Here is a 21,591-nt window from a genome sequence, read left to right on the forward strand (position 1 = left end):
GCCACGTGCCATATCTGAACCACGACGATCTCCGCTTCCTGGTGGGGATCGAGGACACCTGTGTCTATCCGCCGGCCGGCTCGGCCATGGCCCGGCTCGACGAGCACGCCCTGACCGGGCACGACCGCGACTGGCGGGAGGACATGGCGGCCGCCGCGCGCTTCGGTGCGACCGGTCTGCGGTACGGCGTGAGCTGGCCCCGCGTCAGCCCGGCGCCCGGCGTCTACGACTGGGCCGAGCTCGACGAACGGCTCGGGCACGCCACCCGCGAGCTGGGCCTCACGGTCATCGCCGACCTCGTGCACTACGGCACCCCGACCTGGCTGGACGGCTCGTTCGCCGACCCGCGCTACCCCGATGCCATCGCCGATTTCGCGTCCGCGTTCGCCGCTCGCTACCGCGGCCTGGTCGACCACCTCACCCCGCTGAACGAGCCGCTCACCACCGCCTCGTTCTGCGGCCTGCGCGGCGTCTGGCCGCCCGCCCTCACCGGCTGGGCGGGCTGGGTCACGGTCACCCTGTCGATCGTCGAGGGCATCCGCCGTACGGTCGCCGGGGTCCGCGCCGCCAACCCGGACGCGGTGATCGTCCACGTCGAGGCCGCCACCCTCTACGAGACCCGGGACCGGGAGCTGGACGAGCACACCGCGCTGCTCGCCGGAATCGGTCACCTGCCGACCGAGCTGCTGCTCGGCCGGGTCACCGCCGACCATCCCCTGTGGACGTGGCTTGTCTCGCACGGCGCGCATGAGGCGGCCCTCGACGGCTTCCGGGCCGATCCGCCCACGCTCGACGTCCTCGGGGTGAACTACTACCCCGACCTCACGCCGCGGGTCATCGAGCGGGCCGGCGGCCGGATCCGCCAGGTCACCGCCAACCGCTGGACCGGCGGTCTCGAGGAGGCGCTGCGCACCGCGGCCGGGCGGTTCGGCGTGCCGATGATGGTCACCGAGACCAGCATCGAGGGCGACGAGGCCACCCGCCGGAGCTGGGCCGAGGAGTCGATCGCCACCGTGCGGCGGCTGCGGGCCGAGGGCCTGGACATTCGCGGCTACACCTGGTGGCCGCTGCTCGACTTCGTCGATTGGTCCTACGCGTCCGGCGGCCGTAACGTCGAGGAGTTCGTGCTCGACCCGGAATCGGCCGCGACTCCGGCCGCCGAGACGTACGCCGATGTGGCCGAGGGCGTGACGCCGTTCCTGCGCCGGATGGGGATGATCGGGCTGTCCGGGAACGCTCTGCTCCGCACCGACACCGAGGCGGCCGCCGCGTTCAGCAAGGAGGCCGGCGCATGATGCAAGCCTCGCGCCAGACCGCGCCGCCGCCGCGGCCACAACTGATCCGGGAACGCTGGACCGATCTTTCCGGCGAATGGCGTTTCTCGTACGGCGAATCGCTCCCGGAAACCTGGGACCGGACCATCGTCGTGCCGTTCCCGCCGGAGTCGCCGCTCTCCGGGATCGGCGACACCGGCTTCCACGATGTCGTGTGGTACCAACGGAATCTGACGCGGGACGACATCGCGGCGGCCGGCTTCGACGCCGCGCGGCGGCCGCGCCTGGTGCTGCGCTTCGGTGCGGTCGACTATCGCTGCACGGTCTGGCTCAACGGCGTGCACCTGGGCGACCACGAGGGCGGGCACACCCCGTTCGGCTTCGACATCGACGGCTTCCTGGAGGAAAACCAAGATCAAGTTATCACGGTACGGGCGGAGGACCGCGCCGCCGATGTCGCTCAGCCGCGCGGCAAGCAGGACTGGCAACGGGACGCGCACGTCATCTGGTACGACCGCACGACCGGCATCTGGCAACCGGTCTGGCTCGAGGCGACCGCCGCCGTGGCGGTCGAGAGTCTGCAGTGGACGGCCGATCTGCCGGGCGCGGCCGTGCGGGCCGAGATCGGGCTCAACCGGCCGCCGTTACCGGGCACGTCGTGCGAGATCGAGCTGCGGCACGAGGACACCGTGCTCGGGGCGATCCGGTTTCCGGTGGACGCCCAGCGGGCGGTTGCCACGGTCACCCTCCCCGGGCTGGCCAACGGGCAGGCGTACGAGGAAATGCTCTGGAGCCCGGAGCGTCCGACGCTGATCGACGCGGCCGTGCGGGTCGGCGACGACGAGGTGGCCTCCTACCTCGGGCTGCGATCGGTGGCGGTGGCCGACGGGCGGTTCCTGCTCAACGACCGGCCGCTCTACCTGCGATCGGTGCTGAGCCAGGGATTCTGGCCGCAGTCGCACCTCGCGGCGCCGGGCCCGCAGGCGCTGGAGGACGAGGTGCGGCTCATCCTCGACCTCGGCTTCAACGCCGCCCGGGTGCACCAGAAGGTCGAGGACCCGCGCTTCCTCTACTGGGCCGACCGGCACGGCCTGCTGCTGTGGGGCGAGGCGCCGGCCGCGTACGAGTTCTCGCCGGTCGCCCTCGGGCGCACCACGCGCGAGTGGCTCGAGGTGCTCGAGCGCGACCGCTCCCATCCGTCGATCGTCACCTGGGTGCCGCACAACGAGAGCTGGGGCGTCCAGCACATCGCGCACGACCCGCGGCAGGCCGCCTTCGTGCGGGGGCTGGCCGAGCTGACCCGGGCCGCCGACGGGACCCGGCCGGTGATCTCCAACGACGGCTGGGAGCACGCGGGCTCCGACATCTTCACGGTGCACGACTATGCGGCGGATCCGGCGGTCCTGCGGTCGCGGTACTCGTCTGTCTTTGACCGCACCGGTATCGGGCCGGCCGGGCGGCGGATGAGCGTGCGCGGCGAGACCGACCCTTCGGCGCCGCTCATGCTGACCGAGTTCGGCGGCATCAAGTACGCGCCCGGCTCCTCGTCGTGGGGCTATTCCGAGGCCACGTCGCCGGCCGAGTTCGAGGCCCAGCTGCGGGCGATCTACGACGCGTTGCGGGCGTCGCCGTCGCTGGCCGGCACCTGTTACACCCAGCTCACCGACACGATGCAGGAGGCGAACGGGCTGGTCACCGCCGACCGCAAGCCGAAGCTGGACATCGCGGTCCTCCGATCAATCATTGCATCCGCATGAGGCGCGGAATCGGAAGCTGACCTCCATCTGCCGGCGGGTCCAGCCCGTCGTGCGGCCGTCGACCAGCTCCAGCAGCCGAGCGGTCGCCACCGCGGCCATCTCCTCGGCGGGCACCGCCACCGTCGAGATGGCCGGGGTGGTGACCCGGGACAGCCCGAAGTCGTCGAAGCCGATCAGCGCGACGTCACCCGGCACGTCGCGCCCGCGCTCGCGCAGGGCGGTCAGGGCGCCGTACGCCATGTCGTCGTTGGCCGCCACGATCCCGTCGAACGCGTCCTCCCGCCCGCCGATCAGCCGGCGCCCGGCGTCCTCGCTGAAGTCCCCCTCCAGCTCCACCGCATCGCCTGTGAGGCCGTGCGCGGCCACCGCGTCGTGGAACCCGTCGCGCCGGTCGACGCCGGTCTGATGGTCGAGCGGCCCGGTCAGGTGCAGCAGCCGCCGCCGGCCGTGCGTCTCGATGAGGTGCTCGGTCGCCTGCCGCGAGGCCGTCCGGTCGTCCACCCCCACCGTGATCGCCGCCGGCAGCTGCGGAAAGTTCCCGATCAGCACGAGCGGCAGCCCGCTGGCCACCAGCCGGTCGACGGTCTCGTCCTCGATCGCCGCGCTGGTCAGAATCGCCCCGTCGGCGCTGTGCGAGCGCATCACCCGCTCGTACGCCGTGAGCCCGCGCGCCTCGTCGGCGTTGGTGGCGATCAGAACCTGCGTGTCATGGTCGTTGGCCACCGAGGTGACGCCGCTGAGCACGTGCATGAAGTAGCTGTGCCCGAACACGTGCTTCGAGGTGGTCGGCACGATCAGCGCGACCGCTCCCGCGCGCTGCCGCCGCAGGGCGCGCGCCGCCGAACTGCCCACGTAGCCGAGCTCGGCCGCGACCGCGCGCACCTGCTCCTTGGTCGTCGGGCTGATCCGGTCGCTGTCGCGCAACGCCATCGAACAGGCCGCCGCCGTGATCCCCACGCGATCGGCCACGTCCTGCAGAGTGACCCGCCGTCCGGCGCGCTTGGCCGAGGTCACGACCGGGTCCGCTTCATCGATTAATCCTAGCTTCCACCGGCTGTCATCATCTTCCGATGTCCATGAAACGCCGTCAGGTGCTCGGGGACCTGGCCGACCGGATCCTCGCGCTGAGCCTGCCCCACCCGGCCCGCGTGGGGATCGACGGCCACTCCGCCGCCGGCAAGACGACTCTGGCCGACGAGCTGGCCGCGACCCTGCGCGGAAGGACGGCCCGGCCGGTGCTGCGGGTCATGATCGACCAGTTCAAGCGGCACGTCGACCTGCGTACCCGATACCCGCCCGGCTCGCCGGAAAGCTATTACCACGAGATGTTCGACGTCGACGCCATCCGCGACCACCTGCTGGCGCCCCTCGGCCCGGGCGGCGACCGTCGTTTCCGCACCCAGATCATGGATTTCGCCGGCCGTTCACCCATCGACGCCGGCGTCCAGATGGCCCCGCCCGACGCGATCCTGGTGGCCGACGGCGGTTTCCTGCAGAAGCCGGCCCTGGCGCCGCACTGGGACCTGCTCATCTACCTGCACATCGAGGTGGCGGACGTGCTGCGCCGCGGCCCGATCCGGGATCAGGCGTGGATGGACTCGGCCGAGGCCGCGGCGGAGCGGTACCGCTCGTACTACATCCCCGGTGAACAGCTCTACCTGGCCGAGATCCACCCCGCCGGGCAGGCCGACATCGTCATCGACAACCGCGACTTCGACGCACCCCGCATCACGGCCACCCGGCGCCGGGCACGTCGACCTCGACGGTGAGCACCTGGCCGCTGCCCGGCGTCACCGTCCCCGGCTCGGTCATGCCCCGCCACTCGGCGGCGGTGATGAACAGGGTGGTGCCGCCGGGACCGCCCAGCGCGCGGGCGAAGCCGCCCCGGTCCAGCGCGACGGTCCGCAACGGGCCGGCCTTCCGCGACGATCCCAGCGCGGGCGGATCCCTGGATGCCGGGTTCCGGAGCTGGTGTCGATCCCGATGGAGCGGATGGCGGGGTCCTCCAGGAGCTACGACCGCGCCGCGGCGGGACTTTGACGAGACGCTGCGTGGGCCCAAGGAAGGGCACGGCGGGACGATCGGCTCGGGCTCGCTTCACCCGGCGCAGGTGATGTGGCGGGGACGGATCGGACCTAGCTTCGGCTGATGGCCTCTCTGCGGTCGGTCTCGGCGTCGGCGACACCCCTGAGCGAGCGGCGCGCGAACGGGCGTGCCGCTCGCGACCGGGTGCCGCTGGGGCGTCTGGGGCGGTGGGATGCGGCGACCCGGGGCCACGATGCGCTCGGCACCGTGCTCGCTCAGAACGAGAGCCGCGTCGCGGAGCTTGTGCCGATGCGGCTGGCGCGGATGTCGGCCTCGCCGTGGACGTACTACCGCGGGGCGGCGGCGGTGATGGCGGCGGATCTCGGGGCGGCGCCGCACACGGGGATCGACGTGCAGTTGTGCGGGGACGCGCACGTGCTGAACTTCGGGCTGTGGGCCACGCCCGAGCGGCAGCTCTCGTTCGATCTGCGGGACTTCGACGAGACGCTGCGGGGGCCGTTCGAGTGGGACGTCAAACGGTTCCTGGCGAGCCTGGTCGTCCTCGCGCGGGACGCCGGGCTCGACGAGCGAGCCGGGGTGGCCGCGGTCAGAGGGGCGGTCAAGGCGTACCGGGAACGGATCGCGTTCTACTCTGCCGCCGACGAGCTGGCCATCTGGTACGACGTCATCACCGCCGACGCGCTGCTCGAGCTGTTCGGGCCCGAGGAGCAGGAGGAGCGGTCGGCGCGACTGGCGAAACGGGCCCGGCGGCGCACGAGCGCGGGCGCGGCGCGGAAGCTCACGCACGTGGTGGACGGGCGGCTGCGGATCGTCGAGGAGCCTCCGCTGCGGGTGCACCTGCCCGAGGCGGCCGAGCACGCGACCGAGACGCTGCAGGCGTATCACGACAGCCTGCCCTACGAGCGGCGTGGGCTGCTCGACCGGTTCACGCTCGTCGACGTGGTGCGGCAGGTCGTCGGCGTCGGCAGCGTGGGCATGCAGGTGTACCTGTTGCTGCTGCTGGGGCGCAACGGCACGGAACCGCTGTTTCTGCAGATCAAGCAGGCCGGGCCGGCCGTCTACGAAGAGTTCCTGGGGCCCAGCCCCTACCCGGGCCACGGCGAGCGGGTGATCCGGGGCAAGCGGCAGATCCAGGCGGCGAGCGACATCTTCCTCGGCTGGACCAGCGTGCGGGGGTTCGACTTCTACGTGCGCCAGTTCCGCGACATGAAGGTGATCCCGAACGCCGAGCTCATCGCGCCCGTTCTGGTGCCGTTCGCCGAGCGGTGCGCGCATGTCCTCGCCCGGTCGCACGCGCGCACCGGCGACGCGATGGCGATCGCGGGCTACGTCGGCAAGGGCCGGCGCTTCGACGAGGCGATGACCGAGTTCGCCGTGTCGTACGCCGACCAGACCGCCCGCGACCACGAGCAGCTGATCAGGAACCCGGGAACAGGGTCCTGGCCACGTGCCGCGTGTCGGCGTACTCGATGACCGCGGTGATTCTGCCGTTCTCGACGGTGTAGACGCCGATGCAGCGGTTGTCGTAGTCGGCGCCGTGCACGGTGCGTGCCTTGGCCGTCCACTCGGCCACCACCCGGTCGCCCTCGGCGATCGTGCTGATCAGCTCGATCTTCATGGTGCCGGGGACGAAGACCGTCCCCATGCCGCCGAGGAAGTCGTTGACGATGGCGTCGCGACCCCGCCACACCTTGGAGGTGGGCAGATCGCCGGGATAGTGCCAGGTGGCGTCCGGCGCGAAGCTGTCGTTGATGACGCCGGCGTCGCCGTCGCGGACGGCCTCGACGTAGCGGATGACGACATCGCGGGGCGTGGTCATGACGGTGCCTGTCCGGAGAGGGTGAGGACGGCCTTGCCGCGGATGCGGCGGTCGCGCAGGTCGGTGAGGGCGGTCGCGGTGCCGGCCCAGTCGGTGACGCGGCCGATCTCGGGGTGCAGGCGGCCCTCGGCGGTGAGCCGGACGAGCGTGGCGAGATCGTCGTCGATGCGGGTGCCGGCGTCGAGGTAGTGGAAGTGGCGGATGACCGCGGACTCGGGGCCGGCGAAGAAGTCGAAGAAGTCGAGCGTGACCGGGGTGCGGCTGGCCTGCCCGAACCAGATGAGCGCGCCGCGCCGGGCGAGCCGGGCCAGGGCGACCGGGAGGGCCTGGCCGCCGGTCGACTCGAGCACGACGTCGAACGGGCCGCGGGCGTCGGCCACGTCGGGGACGACCTCGGCCGCGCCGAGCCGGTCGAGCCGGGTGACGGCGGTGACCTGCGCGCCGGCCGCGGTGGCCAGCTCCGTCACGTAGTGCCCGACGCCGCCGGACGCGCCGGTCAGCAGCACGCGCCGGCCGATCAGCGGGCCGGCCGCGCGCAGCAGCCGCAGCGCGGTGAGCCCGGCCAGCGGCAGCGCCGCGGCCTGGACGGCGGAGACCGAGTCGGGCAGCACCGCCATGGCGTCCGACGGCACCGCCGCGTACTCGGCCCAGCCGCCCGCCGCCGGATGGGCGACCACCCGGGCGACGCCGGGCGGCCCGCTGCCGTCGGCGGCCGGCTGGAGCACCAGGCCCGCGATGTCCTTGCCGGGCCGATCGCCGGGCGCCGGTCGCTCCAGCTTGAACGTCTCGCCGCGGTTGATCGAGTACGCCTCGACCCGGACCAGTGCCTCGTTCGGTCGCGGCGCCGGCTCGGGCACCTCGGCCAGCCGGACCGGTTCGGCGGGGTCTCCCGTCGGGAGGAATGCCTTCATGCGAACCAGCACAGCGGGCCCGGCCCCGGACGGTCCAACAACCGGGCCGCCGCCCCGACAACGACCGGTTGTCGCCTATGGTCAGCGGCGTGGACCTGGATCTCGCTCTGGTGCGTGCGTTCGTCGCGACCGCCGAGGCCCGGCATTTCGGCCGGGCCGCCGAGCGGCTGGGCACCAGCCAGCAGGCGCTGTCCAAGCGGGTCGCGCGCCTCGAGGCGGGGCTCGGGGTGCGCCTGTTCGAGCGCGTGGGCGGGGTCCGGCTCACCGGCGCGGGGGAGCGGTTCCTGCCCGGCGCCCGGGCGGCGCTGGCGGCGGGGGAGCGCGCGCTCGCGCTGGTCGCCGGGGACGGGCCGGTGGTGCGGATCGAGACGTGGGGGCATCTCTACGCGCCGATGCGGACGGTGGCCCTGGCGGCGGAGGGGCTCGCCGCGGTGCGCCTCGAGCCGTCGCCGGGGCGGGACTGGGCCTCGGTCGCGAGGGCACTGCAGAAGGGCGAGACCGATGTGGGGTTCGGCCGGGTGCATCCGCTGCCGGCTGGGGGAGAGGCCGGGCTCACCAGGCGGCTCGTACGGCTGGAGCCCGTCGATGTGGTGGTAGGCGCGGCGCATCCGGCCGCCGGGTCGGCCCAGGTGCGCCCGGCCGACCTGCGCGACGGCGTTCTCTGGTCGCCGGCCGAGCTGACCCGGCTCGACTTCCTGCGGCGGTTCGCCGACGAGTTCGGGATCGCCCGCCGCCGGGACGGCCCGAACCTGGGCCTCGACCATCTCGTCCGCGGCGTGCGCGACGACCCGGCCGGCTTCACGCTGTTCCCGGCCGACGCGCCGCTGCCCGACCACGCCGGTCTGCGCTCGATCCCGCTGGTCGAGCCGACTCCGCTGTACGCGTGGTCGGCCGCCTGGCGGGACACCGGCGAGCATCCGCGGCTCGGCCCGCTGCTGCGCGCGTTCGCCGAGACCGGCCGGGCCCGCCGCTGGCTCTCCTACGAGCCCGGCCGGGACTGGCTACCGGACGCCGACGAAATGAGGGCCGGCGGACTGGGGGCGGGCGGACCGGGGGCGGGCGGACTGGAGGCCGGCGGCTAGGACGGCGCTGCCGGTCATGTCCAGCGCCGGCTCGTCGGTCTGCCAGGCGCGCACGTCGTCGACGAAGCGGCTGCCGTGGCCGGTGAACGCCGCGTAGCGGTCCTGGCCGTCGGCCGGGCAGGTGACCATCTCGTCCATCGGGTCGCCGAGGCCGTCGGCGAACAGCTCCGGGTCATTGGGTCCGTTCACGACGGCGCCGGTCAGCGTACGACCGCTCAGGTTGGCTGTTTGATGTTGCGGACAGCGCGGGAAGGTCGAGCCGACGCCGATCATGAAGCTGGTTCCCCACGCGTTGGCGCCGAGCAGCCAGTCGCGCTGGCGGGTAGCGAACGCGGTGTACGCGGAGTCGCCGCTCGCCGACCGGTACAGCGCCTCGGTGGCGATCAGGCCGAACGTGTGCGAGGCGACGTCGAAGTCGGTGTAGATGCCGCCGGCGTGGAACGGATCCCGGGCCGCGCGGTCGGCGCCCGTGCGCACCTGGCGTCTCAGGTCGTCGACGAGACGGCCGCGGATCCCGTCCCCGCCGCCCATCTGGGAGAGAGCGGTGATCAGGTCGGCGTGGGCGAGCGCGCTCACGTCGTACAGGTTGAGGGTGTCGCCGGTCTCGGCGGCGAGGTAGCCGCGGGCGTAACCGGCGGCGTCGCGGACGTAGGCGCGGCCGCCCGGGAGGCCGAGCCGGTGCCGGGCGAGGGCGATCTCGGTGGCGCCCAGCTCCATGTCGTCGTGCCAGGTGTCCTCGGGGTAGAACTCGTTGGGCAGCGCGGTCACCAGCGGGTCGGGCGGGCTCGCGACGTCGGCCCGGGCGTAGAGCGAGGTGGCGGCGCGCAGCTCGGCCCGGGCGCGGCGGGGATCGCGGGCGGCGTCCTGCTGGGCGGCCAGGGCGAAGGCGGCGGCGACCCGGCCGGCCAGGTTGGGGCTGATCGGCGCGCCGGGCGCGGCGGCGTCGAAGACCGGACGGTGCGCGGCGGCGTACCGGTCGGCGGGGTCGGTGTCGCGGTCGTCGGCTCCGGGCCGCCGCCACAGGTCGTGGTCGCCGGTGAACGTGCCGGCCTCGTTGCCCGAGCCGATGCCGACCTGCAGGTGCAGCGTCGCGGTGCGCTCGTCCCACGCCTTGCCGAGCCAGTCGACGCCGGTGCGGGCCGCGGCGGGCAGGGCGCGCGGGGCGGCCGGACCCATCGCCCGGGCGGCGGCGAGCAGGGTGATGACGCCGTACGCGGTGGTGTGGGTCATCTTGAGATAGTCGCCGGCGTCGTACCAGCCGCCGGCCACGTCGACCGGGCCGCCGATCCGGGTGAGGTCGGCGTCGGCGATGACGTCCTCGGTGGCGAAGTGCGGCGTCGCGTAGACGGTGGCGTGCGCGTCGTTGCGGTGCGCGATGTCGCGCTGGGTGCCGAAGAACGTCGTGCCGTCGCGGAGGATCTCGCCGTAGAGGTCGCTTCGCGCCCGCACCGGGAAGGCGGGCGAGACGATGCCGCCGACGCGGACCCGGTAGGTGCCGGGGCGGTGGAGCTTGCTGAGGTCGATCGGATAGGCGGCCGGGTAGGCGGCGTTCCAGGCGCCGCGGCTCGACGTCGCCGCCCGGCCCGAGAGCACGGCCCGGCCGGCGGCGTCGAGGACGGTGAATCGGGCGCCGGGGGCGGGCGCCGTGCTCATCAGGTACGCCTGCTTGGCCTCGCCGGGCGCGTAGCCGGCCTGATCCACGCGGATGAAACCGTGCACGGCCGGCGGCGCCCCGGCGGCACCGGTGGCCGCGCCTGTGGTGGCCGCGCTTGTGGTGGCCGCCAGCAGCAGGCTCATGACCAGTTTGAACACGACGCCCCTCCTCGAGGAAAAATCAGCTGTTGACGAACGCCGTCGCGGCGGCGGCGCCCTTGCTGTCGATCGCGCTGTTCGACTCGACCGGGCTCGGAACGCTGCCCGGGAAGACGATGTAGGTCACGCCGGAGTCGACGCCCCCGTTCTCGGGGTCGGGGTTGATGCCGAGCGCCTGCGCGGTCGCGTACGACGCCTCACCGATGATGTTGCTCGGGCCCTCGTCGGCGAAGACCGCGTACACGACCTTGTTGTTGTAGATGATCGCCGCAACGCTGCCCGGTTTGATGCCCTTGCTCGAATAATTGAACCGGGAGCTCGGCAGCGGAATCACGAAATAGTGCGTCTTGTCGGCTTGGAACGGGTTGCCGCCCGACGTCTCGAACGAGGTCTGGTCCTGGTACCAGGGGTCGGTGTTCTCGTTGCACTTCGACGTGCGAACGCCGTCGCAGTCGATGTCCATGTCGGCCTTCCAGAAATAGGCCGACCCCTTCTTGCAGATGTTGACGGTCGACGAGTTGCCGTCGTCGGTGGCGTACTTGCCGTTCGAGGCGACCGTGCAGGAGCTGACCTTCGCGAGCAGTTGGGCGGCGGTCGGGCCGGCGGCCTGGGCCGGGGCGGCCGTGAGGACCGTGGGGATCAGCCCGAGCGCGGCGAACGCGGTCACGAGTTTGCGGTTCATGTGTCCTCCCGGGACACGTCCGCCCACTACGGGCGGACGAGGGGACGGCCGGGCGCGCTCCGGCCTGGGGGATGTCCGCGGCGGAACTGTTAGTAAAGCTGCCGAACAATTCGACGCCTGCGACCGTATCGATGTCGGGCGATGCGCGCAAGACCTAGCCGGCGTCGTCCAGTGCCTTGGTGGCGAGGTCGCGGCCGAGCGCGATCATCTCGGCGGCGCGGTGGAACTCCAGCACGCCGCCGGCGGTGACCGGCACCGCGATGTGCACGTCGGGCGGCAGGCCCGCCATCCGGTAGCGGGCGATCATGTCCTGCATGGCGTCGAGCGAGTCGGCGATGACGCCGGCCAGGCGTGGCTCGGCCGGGCCGTCGGGCCGCTGCATCGCGTGCCGCAGCCGGGCCCGCCACTCGGTGGGACGGGCCGCGGTGCGGATCGGCGCGGCCGACTCGTGATCGGGTCGCCGGCCCAGCAGCGAGACCGCGACGGTCAGATCGGCCGGCACCGCGGCGGTCGGCTCGATCGGCACCGGGTTGAGCAGCCCGCCGTCGGCCAGCACCCGGCCGTCGGCGACCACCGGGGTGATCAGCCCCGGGATGGCGATCGAGGCCCGGATCGCGGCGCGCAGCGAGCCCCTCTGGAACCAGACCTCGCGCCGGGCGGTGATGTCGGTGGCGACCGCCGTGTACGGGATCGGCAGATCCTCGATCAGCGTCTCGGCGAGGAAGGCGTCGAGGTGGTCGATCAGGCGGTCGGCGGTGATCACGCCGGGCGCGGACCACTTGGGGTCGAACATCCGCACCACGTCCCGCTGCCGGAGCCCGGTCACCCACTGGGTGAACTCCGGCAGCCGGCCGGCCGCCAGCACGCCGCCGACCAGCGCGCCCATCGAGGAGCCGGCCACCGCGACGACGTCGAAGCCGCGCTCGGCGAGCACCTCGATGACGCCGATGTGCGCGAACCCCCGCGCGCCACCGGACCCCAGAGCCAACGCGACTCGTCGCGACACGCCCCCAGGCTAATGCGATCTACGGCAGCTGAAGCACCCCGTGCTCGAGTGCACCCGGCCCAAGCACGTCATCACCCGTCGCTGACTGTCCAAACGGGCAGGCCGTCCTGACAACGTTGCCATCCCGCCGTACATCTGTGATGGTCGATGTATCGACGGGTTGGAGTGCTCCCCATGCATCGATTCCGAAGCCTGCTCACCCTGATCACCCTCTCCCTCATCGCGGCTTTCGCCGTCGCCGCCCCGGCGTCGGCCGCCACCACGACGATCACCCTGGACGGCGGCATCACCGGCCGCACCTTCGACGGTGTCGGCGCGATCAGCGGAGGCGGGGGCAATTCCCGGCTGCTGATCGACTATCCGGCCGCCCAGCGTTCGCAGATCCTCGACTACCTGTTCAAGCCCGGCTACGGCGCCGCGGTGCAGTTGCTCAAGCTCGAGATCGGGGGCGACGCCAACTCCACCGACGGCGCCGAGCCCTCGCACGAGCACGTCCGGGGCGACGTCAACTGCAACGTCGGCTACGAGTTCTGGCTGGGCGAGCAGGCCGTGGCCCGCAACCCGAACATCAAGCTGGTCGCCCTGCCGTGGGCCGCGCCCGGCTGGATCGGCAACCACAGCTTCTGGTCGCCGGACATGATCGACTACGACATCTCCTGGCTGAACTGCGCCAAGCAGCACGGCCTGACGATCAGCTACCTCGGCGGCTGGAACGAGCGCGGCCACGACAGCGGCTGGTACAAGAACCTGCGCACCGCGCTGAACGCGGCCGGCTACGGCGCGGTGCAGATCGTCGGCGACGACAGCGGCTGGGGCATGGCCGACGAGTTCGGCGACGCGGCCCTCAAGAACGCGGTCGGCGTGCTCGGCAACCATTACGTGTGCGGCTACCTGTCGCCGGCCGACTCCTGCTCGACCACGACCAACGCCCGCAACTCCGGGAAACCCTTATGGGCCAGCGAGTTCGGCTCGCAGGACGACAACGCCGGCGTGGTCCCGTACATCCGCACCGTCAACCGCGGCTACCTCGACGCCGAGATATCCGGGTACATGAACTGGCCGCTCATCGCGGCGATCACCCCCAATCTGCCGTACGCCACGGTCGGCCTCATGGACGCCGGCTCGCCCTGGTCCGGGGCCTACCGGGTCGGCAAGAACCTGTGGGCCAACGCGCATTACGCGCAGTTCACCCAGCCCGGCTGGCGCTACCTCAACAGCTCGGCCAGCGGCTATCTCGGCGGCGACCGGGCCAACGGCAGCTACGTGTCGCTGCGGTCGCCCAGCACCGGCGACTACTCGACGATCTACGAGACCAGCGGCAGCACCGCCGCGCAGACCGTGAACGTCACCGTCGCCGGCGGCCTGAGCACCGGAACCGTGCATGTCTGGGCCACCGACATGGGCTCGGCCAACGCCGCCGACTGGTTCGTCAAACAGGCCGACGTCGCGGTCAGCGGCGGCCGGTACGCGCTGACGTTGCAGCCGAACCGCATCTACACCGTCACCACGACCACCGGGCAGGGCAAGGGCACGGCGGCCGGTCCGTCGAGCGGCACTCTGGCCCTGCCCTACACCGACAACTACGACGGCTACCCGGTTCGCGGCATGGCCCGGTACCTGCAGACCATGCAGGGCGCCTACGAGGTGCGGGCCTGCGCGGCCGGCCGGTCCGGCAACTGCCTCCAGCAGGTCGCGCCGGTCCAGCCGATCAACTGGCAGGACGACAGCGACGCGTACGCGCTGGTCGGCGACCCGGCCTGGAGCAACTACACGGTCAGCACCGATGTGGACATGCAGCAGGCCGGCACCGTGACGCTGCTCGGCCGGGCCGGCACGCAGAACCGGCCGCAGAGCCATCAGGCCGCGTACCAGCTGCGGATCAGCAACACCGGGGCGTGGTCGATCGCCAAGAACAGCAGCGGCGGGATCCTGACCACGCTGCTCACCGGCAGCCGTCCCGCGCTCGGCCTGAACACCTGGCACACGATCGCGCTCGGCTTCGCCGGCAACGACATCACCGCCACGATCGACGGCGCCGTCGCCGGCCGGGTCACCGACACCTCGTACACCTCGGGTCAGGTCGGTTTCGGGGTCGCCGGTTACCAGACCGACCAGTTCGACAACCTGAGCGTCACCCCGAACGCGGCCGGCAACCTCACCGGCGTGCTGAAGGGCCTGGAGTCCGGCCGTTGCGCCGACCTGCCCGGCGGGTCCACGGCGAACGGCACCAAGCCCGCGCTCTGGAACTGCACCGGCGGCGCCAACCAGCAATGGACCCTGACGCCGGCCAGGCAGCTGCAGATCCTCGGCAAGTGCCTGGACGCCGCCACCGCGGCGATCGGCGACTGCACCGGCGGCGCCGGCCAGCAGTGGACGGTCAACGCCGACGGCAGCGTGGTCAGCGCCGGCACCGGCCAGTGCCTCGACGTCACCGGCCACCAGACCGCCAACGGTTCCGCGATCGGGGTCTGGGGCTGCAACGGCGGCGCGAACCAGAAGTGGGCTCGCGGCGACACCGCCGGTATCCTCCGGGGCCAGGAGTCCGGCAGGTGCGTCGATGTCCCGGCCGCCAACCAGGCCAACGGCACCCGGCCGGCGCTGTGGGACTGCAACAACGGCTCCAATCAGGAATGGACGTCGACCGCGAACGGCCGGCTGACCGTCTTCGACGGCAAATGCCTGGACGCCGTGGGCGGCGGCACCGCGGACGGCACCGTCGTCGACATCTGGGACTGCAACGGCGGCGGCAACCAGCAGTGGACCGTCGGCACGGACGGCTCGGTCGTCGGCGTCGGCTCCGGCAAGTGCCTCGACGCGTCCGCGCACGGCACCACCAACGGCACCCCGCTCGTCCTGTGGACCTGCAACGGCGCCGCCAACCAGAAATGGTTCCGCTGACTCGGGAAAGGACCGCTATGCGTAGATGGATGATCGCGGCCGGGGTCGGTCTCGTCCTGGCCCTCGGCTCGACCCCGCCTCCCGTGCTCGCCGAGTCGAACGGCGGGGTACGGATCATGCCGCTCGGCGACTCGATCACCGACGGGTTCAACGTGCCCGGCGGCTACCGGCTCAACCTGTGGCAGCGGATGGCGGCCGGGGGCTATGCGGCCGACTTCGTCGGCTCCGGCTTCAACGGGCCGGCCGCCCTCGGCGACCACGACCACGAGGGCCACTCGGGCTGGCGGATCGACCAGCTGGACGCCAACATCGTCGGCTGGCTCCGCGCGTACGGCCCGCGGACCGTCCTGCTGCACATCGGCACCAACGACATCGGCCAGAACTACGACGTCGCCAACGCGCCGGCCCGGCTGTCCGCGCTCATCGACCACATCCGGACCCTGGCGCCGGCGTCCGAGGTCTTCGTCGCCCAGATCATCCCGACGAGCAACGCCGCCAACGAGACGAAGACGCAGACCTTCAACGCCGCCCTGCCCGGCATCGTGGCGCAGAAGGGCCCGCGCACCCACCTGGTCGACATGCACTCGGCGCTGACCACCGCCGACCTGGCCGACGGCGTGCATCCGAGCGCCGCCGGCTACGACAAGATGGCGGCCCGCTGGTTCGCCGCCCTCCAGTCGGTGCCGGGCAGCCTGCAACCGGTGACCACGCCGCCGGTCGGGACCGCGGTCCTGCTGTCCAACCCGCAGTCGACCCGCTGCATCGACATCTCCGGCGGCAGCACCGCCGACGGCGCCCAGGCGCTGATCTGGGACTGCCACGGCGGCGCCAACCAGCAGTGGACCCGCACCGCGGCCGGGGAGCTCCGCGTCTACGGCGCCAAGTGCCTGGACGTGAACGGCAACGGCACCGCCGACGGCACCAAGGTGCAGGCGTGGACCTGCAACGGCACGGCCGCGCAGCGGTTCACGGTCAACGCGAACGGCACGATCGTCGGCGCGGGCTCGGGCAAGTGCGTCGACGTCAACCAGGGCGGCACCGGCAACGGCACGCTGGTGCAGCTCTGGACGTGCAACGGGACGGGCGCGCAGCGGTGGGCGGTCCGATGAGGAGCTAGTTTCGCTCTTTTGCTCCATGCGACAAAAGTTTTGGCGAGTACGACAGAAGATCTGGACTCTTCATTCAGAAGCGCCTATGTTCCAGATTCAACACCGCAGTGTTGCGCCGAGGTGATCTCGGCGGTGCTTCCCCGCTCATGGCATGCCGGCGCGCGGCCACGCGTCGGCATGCCGGCGTACTCGTCAGCAAAGGGGTCGCTTCATGTCTCTCCGCATGCCCGCCACCGGCGCAGCCGCCCTCGTGGCCGCCGCCCTCGTTCTCGTCTCGCCCGTCCGCGCGCTCGCGCACGACCTCGATCCCGCCGAGTTCCAGCAGGTGACGCTCGCGAAGGGCGAGCCCGAGATGGGCGAGCCGATGAGCCTGGCCGTGCTGCCCGACCGCTCGGTCCTGCACACCGCCCGCAACGGCACGCTGCGCCGCACCGACGCCGCCGGCGCCACCGCCGTGGTCGGCACGCTCGCCGTCTACACCCACGACGAGGAGGGCCTGCAGGGCGTCGGCGTCGACCCCGGCTTCGCCACCAACCGGTTCATCTACCTCTACTACGCCCCGCCGCTGAGCACCCCGGCCGGCGACTCCCCGGACACCGGCACCGACTTCTCGGCCTGGTCCGGCGTCAACCGGCTGTCCCGCTTCACGCTCACCGCCGACTGGAAGCTCAGCGCGGAGAAGGCGATCCTCGACGTGCCGGCCAGCCGGGGCATCTGCTGCCACGTCGGCGGCGACATCGACTTCGACGCCGCCGGCAACCTCTACCTGTCCACCGGGGACGACAGCAACCCGTTCCAGTCCGACGGGTACGCGCCGCTCGACGAGCGCACCAACCGCAATCCCGCGTTCGACGCCCAGCGCTCGGCGGGCAACACCAACGACCTGCGCGGCAAGATCCTCAGAATCAAGGTCAACGCCGACGGCTCGTACGGGATCCCGTCCGGCAACCTCTTCACGCCCGGCACCGCGAGCACCCGCGCCGAGATCTACGCGATGGGATTCCGCAACCCGTTCCGGATGAGCGTCGACAAGGCCACCGGGATCGTCTACGTCGGCGACTACGGCCCCGACGCGGGCGCCGGCTCGGCGCGCGGCCCCGGCGGCCAGGTCGAGTTCAACCGGGTCACCTCGGCCGGCAACTACGGCTGGCCGTACTGCACCGGCACCAACACCGCCGCCGAGACGTACGCGGAATGGGACTTCGCCGCCGGCACGGCCGGCGCGAAGTACGACTGCGCCGGCGGGCCGGCCAACAACTCGTTCCGCAACACCGGCCTGACCAAGCTGCCGCCCGCCCGCGCGGCCTGGATCCGCTACGGCGGTGACGCCGGCAGCCCGCCCGAGTTCGGCGGCGGCTCCGAGTCGCCGATGGGCGGCCCGGTCTACCGCTACAACGCCGCCAGCACCTCGACCACGAAGTTCCCGCAGTCGGTCGACGGGCACTTCCTCGCCGGCGAGTTCGGCCGCGGCTGGATCAAGCCGATCCACCTGAACGCCGACGGGTCGCCCGGCGAGATCTCGAACTTCGCGTGGAGCGGCAAGCAGGTGATGGACATGGCGTTCGGCCCGGACGGCGCGCTCTACGTCCTCGACTACGGCACCGGGTATTTCAACGGCGACGCCAACTCGGCGCTCTACCGCTACGACTACGTCGGTGGCGGCAACAAGAGCCCGACCGCGGTCGTCACCGCCAGCCCGGTCAACGGGCAGGCCCCGCTGACCGTCACGTTCTCGTCGGCCGGCTCCGCCGATCCCGAGGGCGGCGCGCTGACGTACGCGTGGAACTTCGGCGACGGCGGCACGTCGACCGCGGCCAACCCGGCGCACACGTTCGCGGCCAACGGCACGTACAACGTCCGGCTCACCGTCACCGACCCGCAGGGCGCGACCGGCAGCGGCGGCGTCCAGATCGGGGTCGGCAACACGGCGCCGGCGGTCACCATCCGTACGCCGCTCAACGGGCAGTTGGTCAGCTTCGGCGACACCGTGCCCTACGCGATCACCGTGACCGACCCGGAGGACGGCGCGATCGACTGCGCCAAGGTCAAGATGACCTACGTGCTCGGCCACGACCAGCACGGGCACCAGATCACCTCGACCACCGGCTGCACCGGCTCGATCACGATCCCGGTCGACGGCGAGCACGACGCGGCGGCGAACATCTTCGCGATCTTCGACGCCGAGTACACCGACGCCGGCGGGCTGACCACGCACACGCAGCACACCCTGCAACCGCGGCACCGGCAGGCCGAGCACTTCAAGACCTCGTCCGGCATCGCCACCTTCGACAAGCCGGAGGCCGAGGGCGGCAAGACCGTCGGCAACATCGAGAACGGCGACTGGATCGGCTTCGAGCCGTACAACCCGGTCAACGCCACCGGCTTCAAGGCCCGCGTCTCGTCGGCCGGCGCCGGCGGCACCCTCCAGATCCGGGCCGGCTCGCCGACCGGGACCGTGCTCGGCTCCGCCACCGTCCCGGTGACCGGGGCGTGGAACGTCTTCACCGACGTGTCCGGCACGATCACCAACCCGCCGGCCACCACCGGCCCGCTCTACCTGACCTTCGCCGGCGGCGCGGGCGCGCTCTACGACGTGGACGCGTTCACCCTCACCACCGGCGGCGGCAGCGGCACCGGCACCGGCCGGGTGACCGGCTTCGCCGGCAAGTGCCTCGACGTCAACGGCGCCGGTACCGCGGACGGCACCAAGATCCAGCTGTGGACGTGCAACGGCACCGGCGCGCAGACCTGGTCGGTCGCCGGCCAGGTGTGGCGCAACCCGAGCTCCGGCAAGTGCCTGGACATCGCCGGCGGCGGCACCGCCAACGGCACCAAGGTGCAGCTCTACACCTGCAACGGCACCGGCGCCCAGAACTGGGTCGTCCAGTCCGACGGCACGGTCCGGAACCCGCAGTCGGGCCGCTGCCTCGACGTCTCCGAGGTGAAGTCCGACGACGGCCAGCAGATCCACCTGTGGGACTGCCTCGGCGCCGCCAACCAGAAGTGGGCGATGTCATGAGAAAGCTGGCCGCACTGCTCGGTCTCCTCCTCGTCCTCGCGGCGCCGGCCCCGGCCCGCGCCGCCGACCAGCCGTACGACGTGCTGGTCTTCAGCAAGACCGCCGGATTCCGGCACGACTCCATCGCCGCCGGCATCCAGGCGGTACGGGAGATCGGGTCCGCGAACGCCTTCACGGTGACCGCCACCGAGGACTCCTCCGTGTTCACCACGGCCAATCTCGCGCAGTACGAGGCGGTGGTCTTCCTCAACACCACCGGCGACGTGCTGGACGCCGCCCAGCAGACGGCGTTCGAGTCGTACATCCGCGGTGGTGGGGGTTACGCCGGTGTGCACGCGGCCGCCGACACCGAGTACGACTGGCCGTTCTACGGTCAGCTGGTCGGCGCCTGGTTCGCCTCCCATCCGGCGATTCAACCGGCGACCGTACGGGTGGAGGACCGCGCCAATGCGGCGACCGCCCACCTGCCCTCGGCCTGGCCGCGCACCGACGAGTGGTACAACTTCCGGACGAATCCGCGGGACAGCGCGCACGTGCTGGCCACCCTGGACGAGTCGACGTACTCCGGCGGCGGCATGGGCGCCGACCACCCGCACATCTGGTGCAAGACGCTGGACTCGGGCCGCTCGTTCTACACCGGCGGCGGGCACACGATCGAGTCCTACGCCGACGCCGCGTTCCGCCGGATGCTGCTGGGCGGCATCCGGTACGCGGCCGGCCGCTCGCACGCCGACTGCCGCCCGGAGACCGGCTACACGCCGCTCTACAACGGCTCGACGAGCGGCTGGTCGCAGGCGGGGCCGGGGTCGTTCACCAACGCCGACGGCGCCTTGACGTCGACCGGCGGCATGGGCCTGCTCTGGTACTCGGCCGAGCAGTTCACCGACTACTCGCTGAAGCTCGACTGGCGACTCGACGGCGACGACAACTCCGGCGTCTTCATCGGGTTCCCGCCGTCGTCCGATCCGTGGTCGGCGGTCGACAACGGCTACGAGATCCAGATCGACGCCACCGACACGCCCGACCACACCACCGGTTCGGTCTACGGCTTCCACTCCGCCGACCTCGCGGCCCGCGACGCCGCCCTGAACCCGCCGGGGGAGTGGAACACCTACGAGATCCGGGTCGAGGGCGAGCACCTTCAGGTGTTCCTCAACGGCGTGAAGATCAACGACTACACCAACACGATCGCCGCGCGCTCGCTCGCCGGCCACATCGGCATCCAGAACCACGGTGCCGACGACACGGCGAGCTTCCGCAACATCCGGATAAAGCGTATTAATACGCCATCGACCTCGGTTCAGGCGGAGCAGTTCACCACCGCCAGCGGTGTCCAGCCGTTCGACAAGGCGGGCGCGATGGGCGGCCGGACCCTCGGCTACATCGACCCCGGGGACTGGGCGTCCTACGGCGGCGTCGACCTGACCGGCGCCACGTCGTTCCGGGCCCGGGTCGTCTCGGGCGGGCCGGGCGGCACGATCCAGGTCCGCACCGACTCGCCGACCGGCCCGGTGCTCGGCTCGGTGGCGGTGCCGAACACCGGCGGCTGGACGACCTTCGCCGACGTCAGCACCTCGCTGACCGGGGCGCCCTCCGGCGTACGCACGCTGTATCTGACCTTCGCCGGCACCGGCGCCGGACTCTTCGATGTGGACGAGTTCGGCCTCGTCAAGGCCGCCGCCGGACCGGTCACCGGCCTGGCCGGCAAGTGCCTCGACGTGAACGGCGCCGGCACCGCCGACGGCACCAAGATCCAGCTGTGGACCTGCAACGGCAGCGGCGCCCAGCAGTGGGCCCGGTCCGGGTCGGCGATCCGCAACCCGGCCTCGGGCAAGTGCCTCGACGTGGCCGGCGGCGGCACCGCCAACGGCACCAAGGCGCAGCTCTGGACGTGCAACGGCAGCGGCGCCCAGAGCTGGGCGGTGGAGGGGACCGCCCTGCGCAACCCGCAGTCGGGCCGCTGCCTGGACGTCTCGGAGAACAACCCCGCCGACGGCCAGCAGATCCACATCTGGGACTGCCACGGCGGCGCCAACCAGCAGTGGGTGTGGCGCCAGTAGCGGTGGAAAACCGGGGCGGCGGGCCCGGTCCCGGCACCGCGCCGGGTCGGTACGGTTTGCGGGGTCCCCCTCGTCGAAACCGGAGTGGGGGCGCCATCTTACCCCGAGGCTGTGGT

General features: G+C 72.0%; 16 protein-coding genes. 9 read left to right on the forward strand and 7 right to left on the reverse strand.

The features are described from left to right. The first annotated feature begins 5 nt into the window (after nucleotides 1-5). Both ACZ6TB_RS41760 and ACZ6TB_RS41765 read left to right on the forward strand, forming a co-directional pair. Nucleotides 6-1,295: a family 1 glycosylhydrolase gene (locus ACZ6TB_RS41760; protein WP_465565052.1), complete on the forward strand. Its 1,290-nt coding sequence runs from the start codon at nucleotides 6-8 to the stop codon at nucleotides 1,293-1,295. Next, nucleotides 1,292-3,031, forward strand: coding sequence for a glycoside hydrolase family 2 protein (locus tag ACZ6TB_RS41765; RefSeq protein WP_465565054.1), 1,740 nt, complete (start codon nucleotides 1,292-1,294; stop codon nucleotides 3,029-3,031). The genes ACZ6TB_RS41760 and ACZ6TB_RS41765 overlap by 4 nt, the downstream gene beginning before the upstream one ends. Here ACZ6TB_RS41765 and ACZ6TB_RS41770 read toward each other — a convergent pair. Next, nucleotides 3,011-4,000: a LacI family DNA-binding transcriptional regulator gene (locus ACZ6TB_RS41770; RefSeq protein WP_465565056.1), complete on the reverse strand. Its 990-nt coding sequence runs from the start codon at nucleotides 3,998-4,000 to the stop codon at nucleotides 3,011-3,013. The genes ACZ6TB_RS41765 and ACZ6TB_RS41770 overlap by 21 nt on opposite strands. A gap of 101 nt (nucleotides 4,001-4,101) precedes the next feature. Between ACZ6TB_RS41770 and ACZ6TB_RS41775 the strand changes: the two genes are divergently transcribed. Then, complete coding sequence (locus ACZ6TB_RS41775) at nucleotides 4,102-4,800, forward strand: nucleoside/nucleotide kinase family protein (RefSeq protein WP_465565058.1); 699 nt, start codon at nucleotides 4,102-4,104, stop codon at nucleotides 4,798-4,800. Here ACZ6TB_RS41775 and ACZ6TB_RS41780 read toward each other — a convergent pair. Beyond that, a complete protein-coding gene (locus ACZ6TB_RS41780) occupies nucleotides 4,760-4,939 on the reverse strand; it encodes a hypothetical protein (RefSeq protein WP_465565060.1) in 180 nt (59 codons plus the stop codon). The two genes, ACZ6TB_RS41775 and ACZ6TB_RS41780, sit on opposite strands and share 41 nt — an antisense overlap. Before the next feature lie 240 nt (nucleotides 4,940-5,179). On the opposite strand from ACZ6TB_RS41780, the gene ACZ6TB_RS41785 reads away from it, so the two are divergent. Continuing rightward, nucleotides 5,180-6,550: a DUF2252 domain-containing protein gene (locus ACZ6TB_RS41785; RefSeq protein ID WP_465565063.1), complete on the forward strand. Its 1,371-nt coding sequence runs from the start codon at nucleotides 5,180-5,182 to the stop codon at nucleotides 6,548-6,550. Here ACZ6TB_RS41785 and ACZ6TB_RS41790 read toward each other — a convergent pair. Both ACZ6TB_RS41790 and ACZ6TB_RS41795 read right to left on the reverse strand, forming a co-directional pair. Continuing rightward, nucleotides 6,495-6,896, reverse strand: a complete 402-nt coding sequence (locus ACZ6TB_RS41790) for a nuclear transport factor 2 family protein (protein WP_465565066.1) — start codon at nucleotides 6,894-6,896, stop codon at nucleotides 6,495-6,497. The two genes, ACZ6TB_RS41785 and ACZ6TB_RS41790, sit on opposite strands and share 56 nt — an antisense overlap. After that, nucleotides 6,893-7,807 carry a zinc-binding dehydrogenase gene (locus ACZ6TB_RS41795; protein ID WP_465565068.1) on the reverse strand — a complete coding sequence of 305 codons (915 nt, stop codon included), beginning with the start codon at nucleotides 7,805-7,807 and terminating at the stop codon, nucleotides 6,893-6,895. The genes ACZ6TB_RS41790 and ACZ6TB_RS41795 overlap by 4 nt, the downstream gene beginning before the upstream one ends. A gap of 89 nt (nucleotides 7,808-7,896) precedes the next feature. On the opposite strand from ACZ6TB_RS41795, the gene ACZ6TB_RS41800 reads away from it, so the two are divergent. Beyond that, nucleotides 7,897-8,889: a LysR family transcriptional regulator gene (locus ACZ6TB_RS41800; protein WP_465565070.1), complete on the forward strand. Its 993-nt coding sequence runs from the start codon at nucleotides 7,897-7,899 to the stop codon at nucleotides 8,887-8,889. Here the strand turns inward: ACZ6TB_RS41800 and ACZ6TB_RS41805 are convergent. The 3 genes from ACZ6TB_RS41805 to ACZ6TB_RS41815 all read right to left on the reverse strand — a co-directional run bounded on the left by ACZ6TB_RS41805 (nucleotide 8,809) and on the right by ACZ6TB_RS41815 (nucleotide 12,389). After that, entirely contained in the window at nucleotides 8,809-10,701 is a 1,893-nt protein-coding gene (locus ACZ6TB_RS41805) for a glycoside hydrolase family 9 protein (RefSeq protein WP_465565073.1), read from the reverse strand. The genes ACZ6TB_RS41800 and ACZ6TB_RS41805 overlap by 81 nt on opposite strands. A 22-nt stretch (nucleotides 10,702-10,723) precedes the next feature. Further along, complete coding sequence (locus ACZ6TB_RS41810; protein WP_465565075.1) at nucleotides 10,724-11,383, reverse strand: glycoside hydrolase family 75 protein; 660 nt, start codon at nucleotides 11,381-11,383, stop codon at nucleotides 10,724-10,726. A 154-nt stretch (nucleotides 11,384-11,537) separates the two neighbouring features. Further along, entirely contained in the window at nucleotides 11,538-12,389 is an 852-nt protein-coding gene (locus tag ACZ6TB_RS41815; protein ID WP_465565077.1) for a patatin-like phospholipase family protein, read from the reverse strand. 174 nt (nucleotides 12,390-12,563) lie between these two features. On the opposite strand from ACZ6TB_RS41815, the gene ACZ6TB_RS41820 reads away from it, so the two are divergent. The 4 genes from ACZ6TB_RS41820 (at nucleotide 12,564) to ACZ6TB_RS41835 (ending at nucleotide 21,475) form a co-directional block, all read left to right on the forward strand. Further along, nucleotides 12,564-15,287 (forward strand): ricin-type beta-trefoil lectin domain protein, encoded by a 2,724-nt coding sequence (locus ACZ6TB_RS41820; RefSeq protein WP_465565079.1) that lies wholly within the window; start codon nucleotides 12,564-12,566, stop codon nucleotides 15,285-15,287. Between the two features lie 17 nt (nucleotides 15,288-15,304). Then, a complete protein-coding gene (locus ACZ6TB_RS41825) occupies nucleotides 15,305-16,396 on the forward strand; it encodes a ricin-type beta-trefoil lectin domain protein (RefSeq protein ID WP_465565082.1) in 1,092 nt (363 codons plus the stop codon). A gap of 211 nt (nucleotides 16,397-16,607) precedes the next feature. Further along, a complete protein-coding gene (locus tag ACZ6TB_RS41830) occupies nucleotides 16,608-19,415 on the forward strand; it encodes a PQQ-dependent sugar dehydrogenase (RefSeq protein WP_465565084.1) in 2,808 nt (935 codons plus the stop codon). Beyond that, nucleotides 19,412-21,475, forward strand: a complete 2,064-nt coding sequence (locus ACZ6TB_RS41835) for a ThuA domain-containing protein (protein ID WP_465565086.1) — start codon at nucleotides 19,412-19,414, stop codon at nucleotides 21,473-21,475. The genes ACZ6TB_RS41830 and ACZ6TB_RS41835 overlap by 4 nt, the downstream gene beginning before the upstream one ends. Nucleotides 21,476-21,591 lie beyond the last annotated feature (116 nt).

The organism is Actinoplanes sp. NPDC051537 (assembly GCF_055586105.1).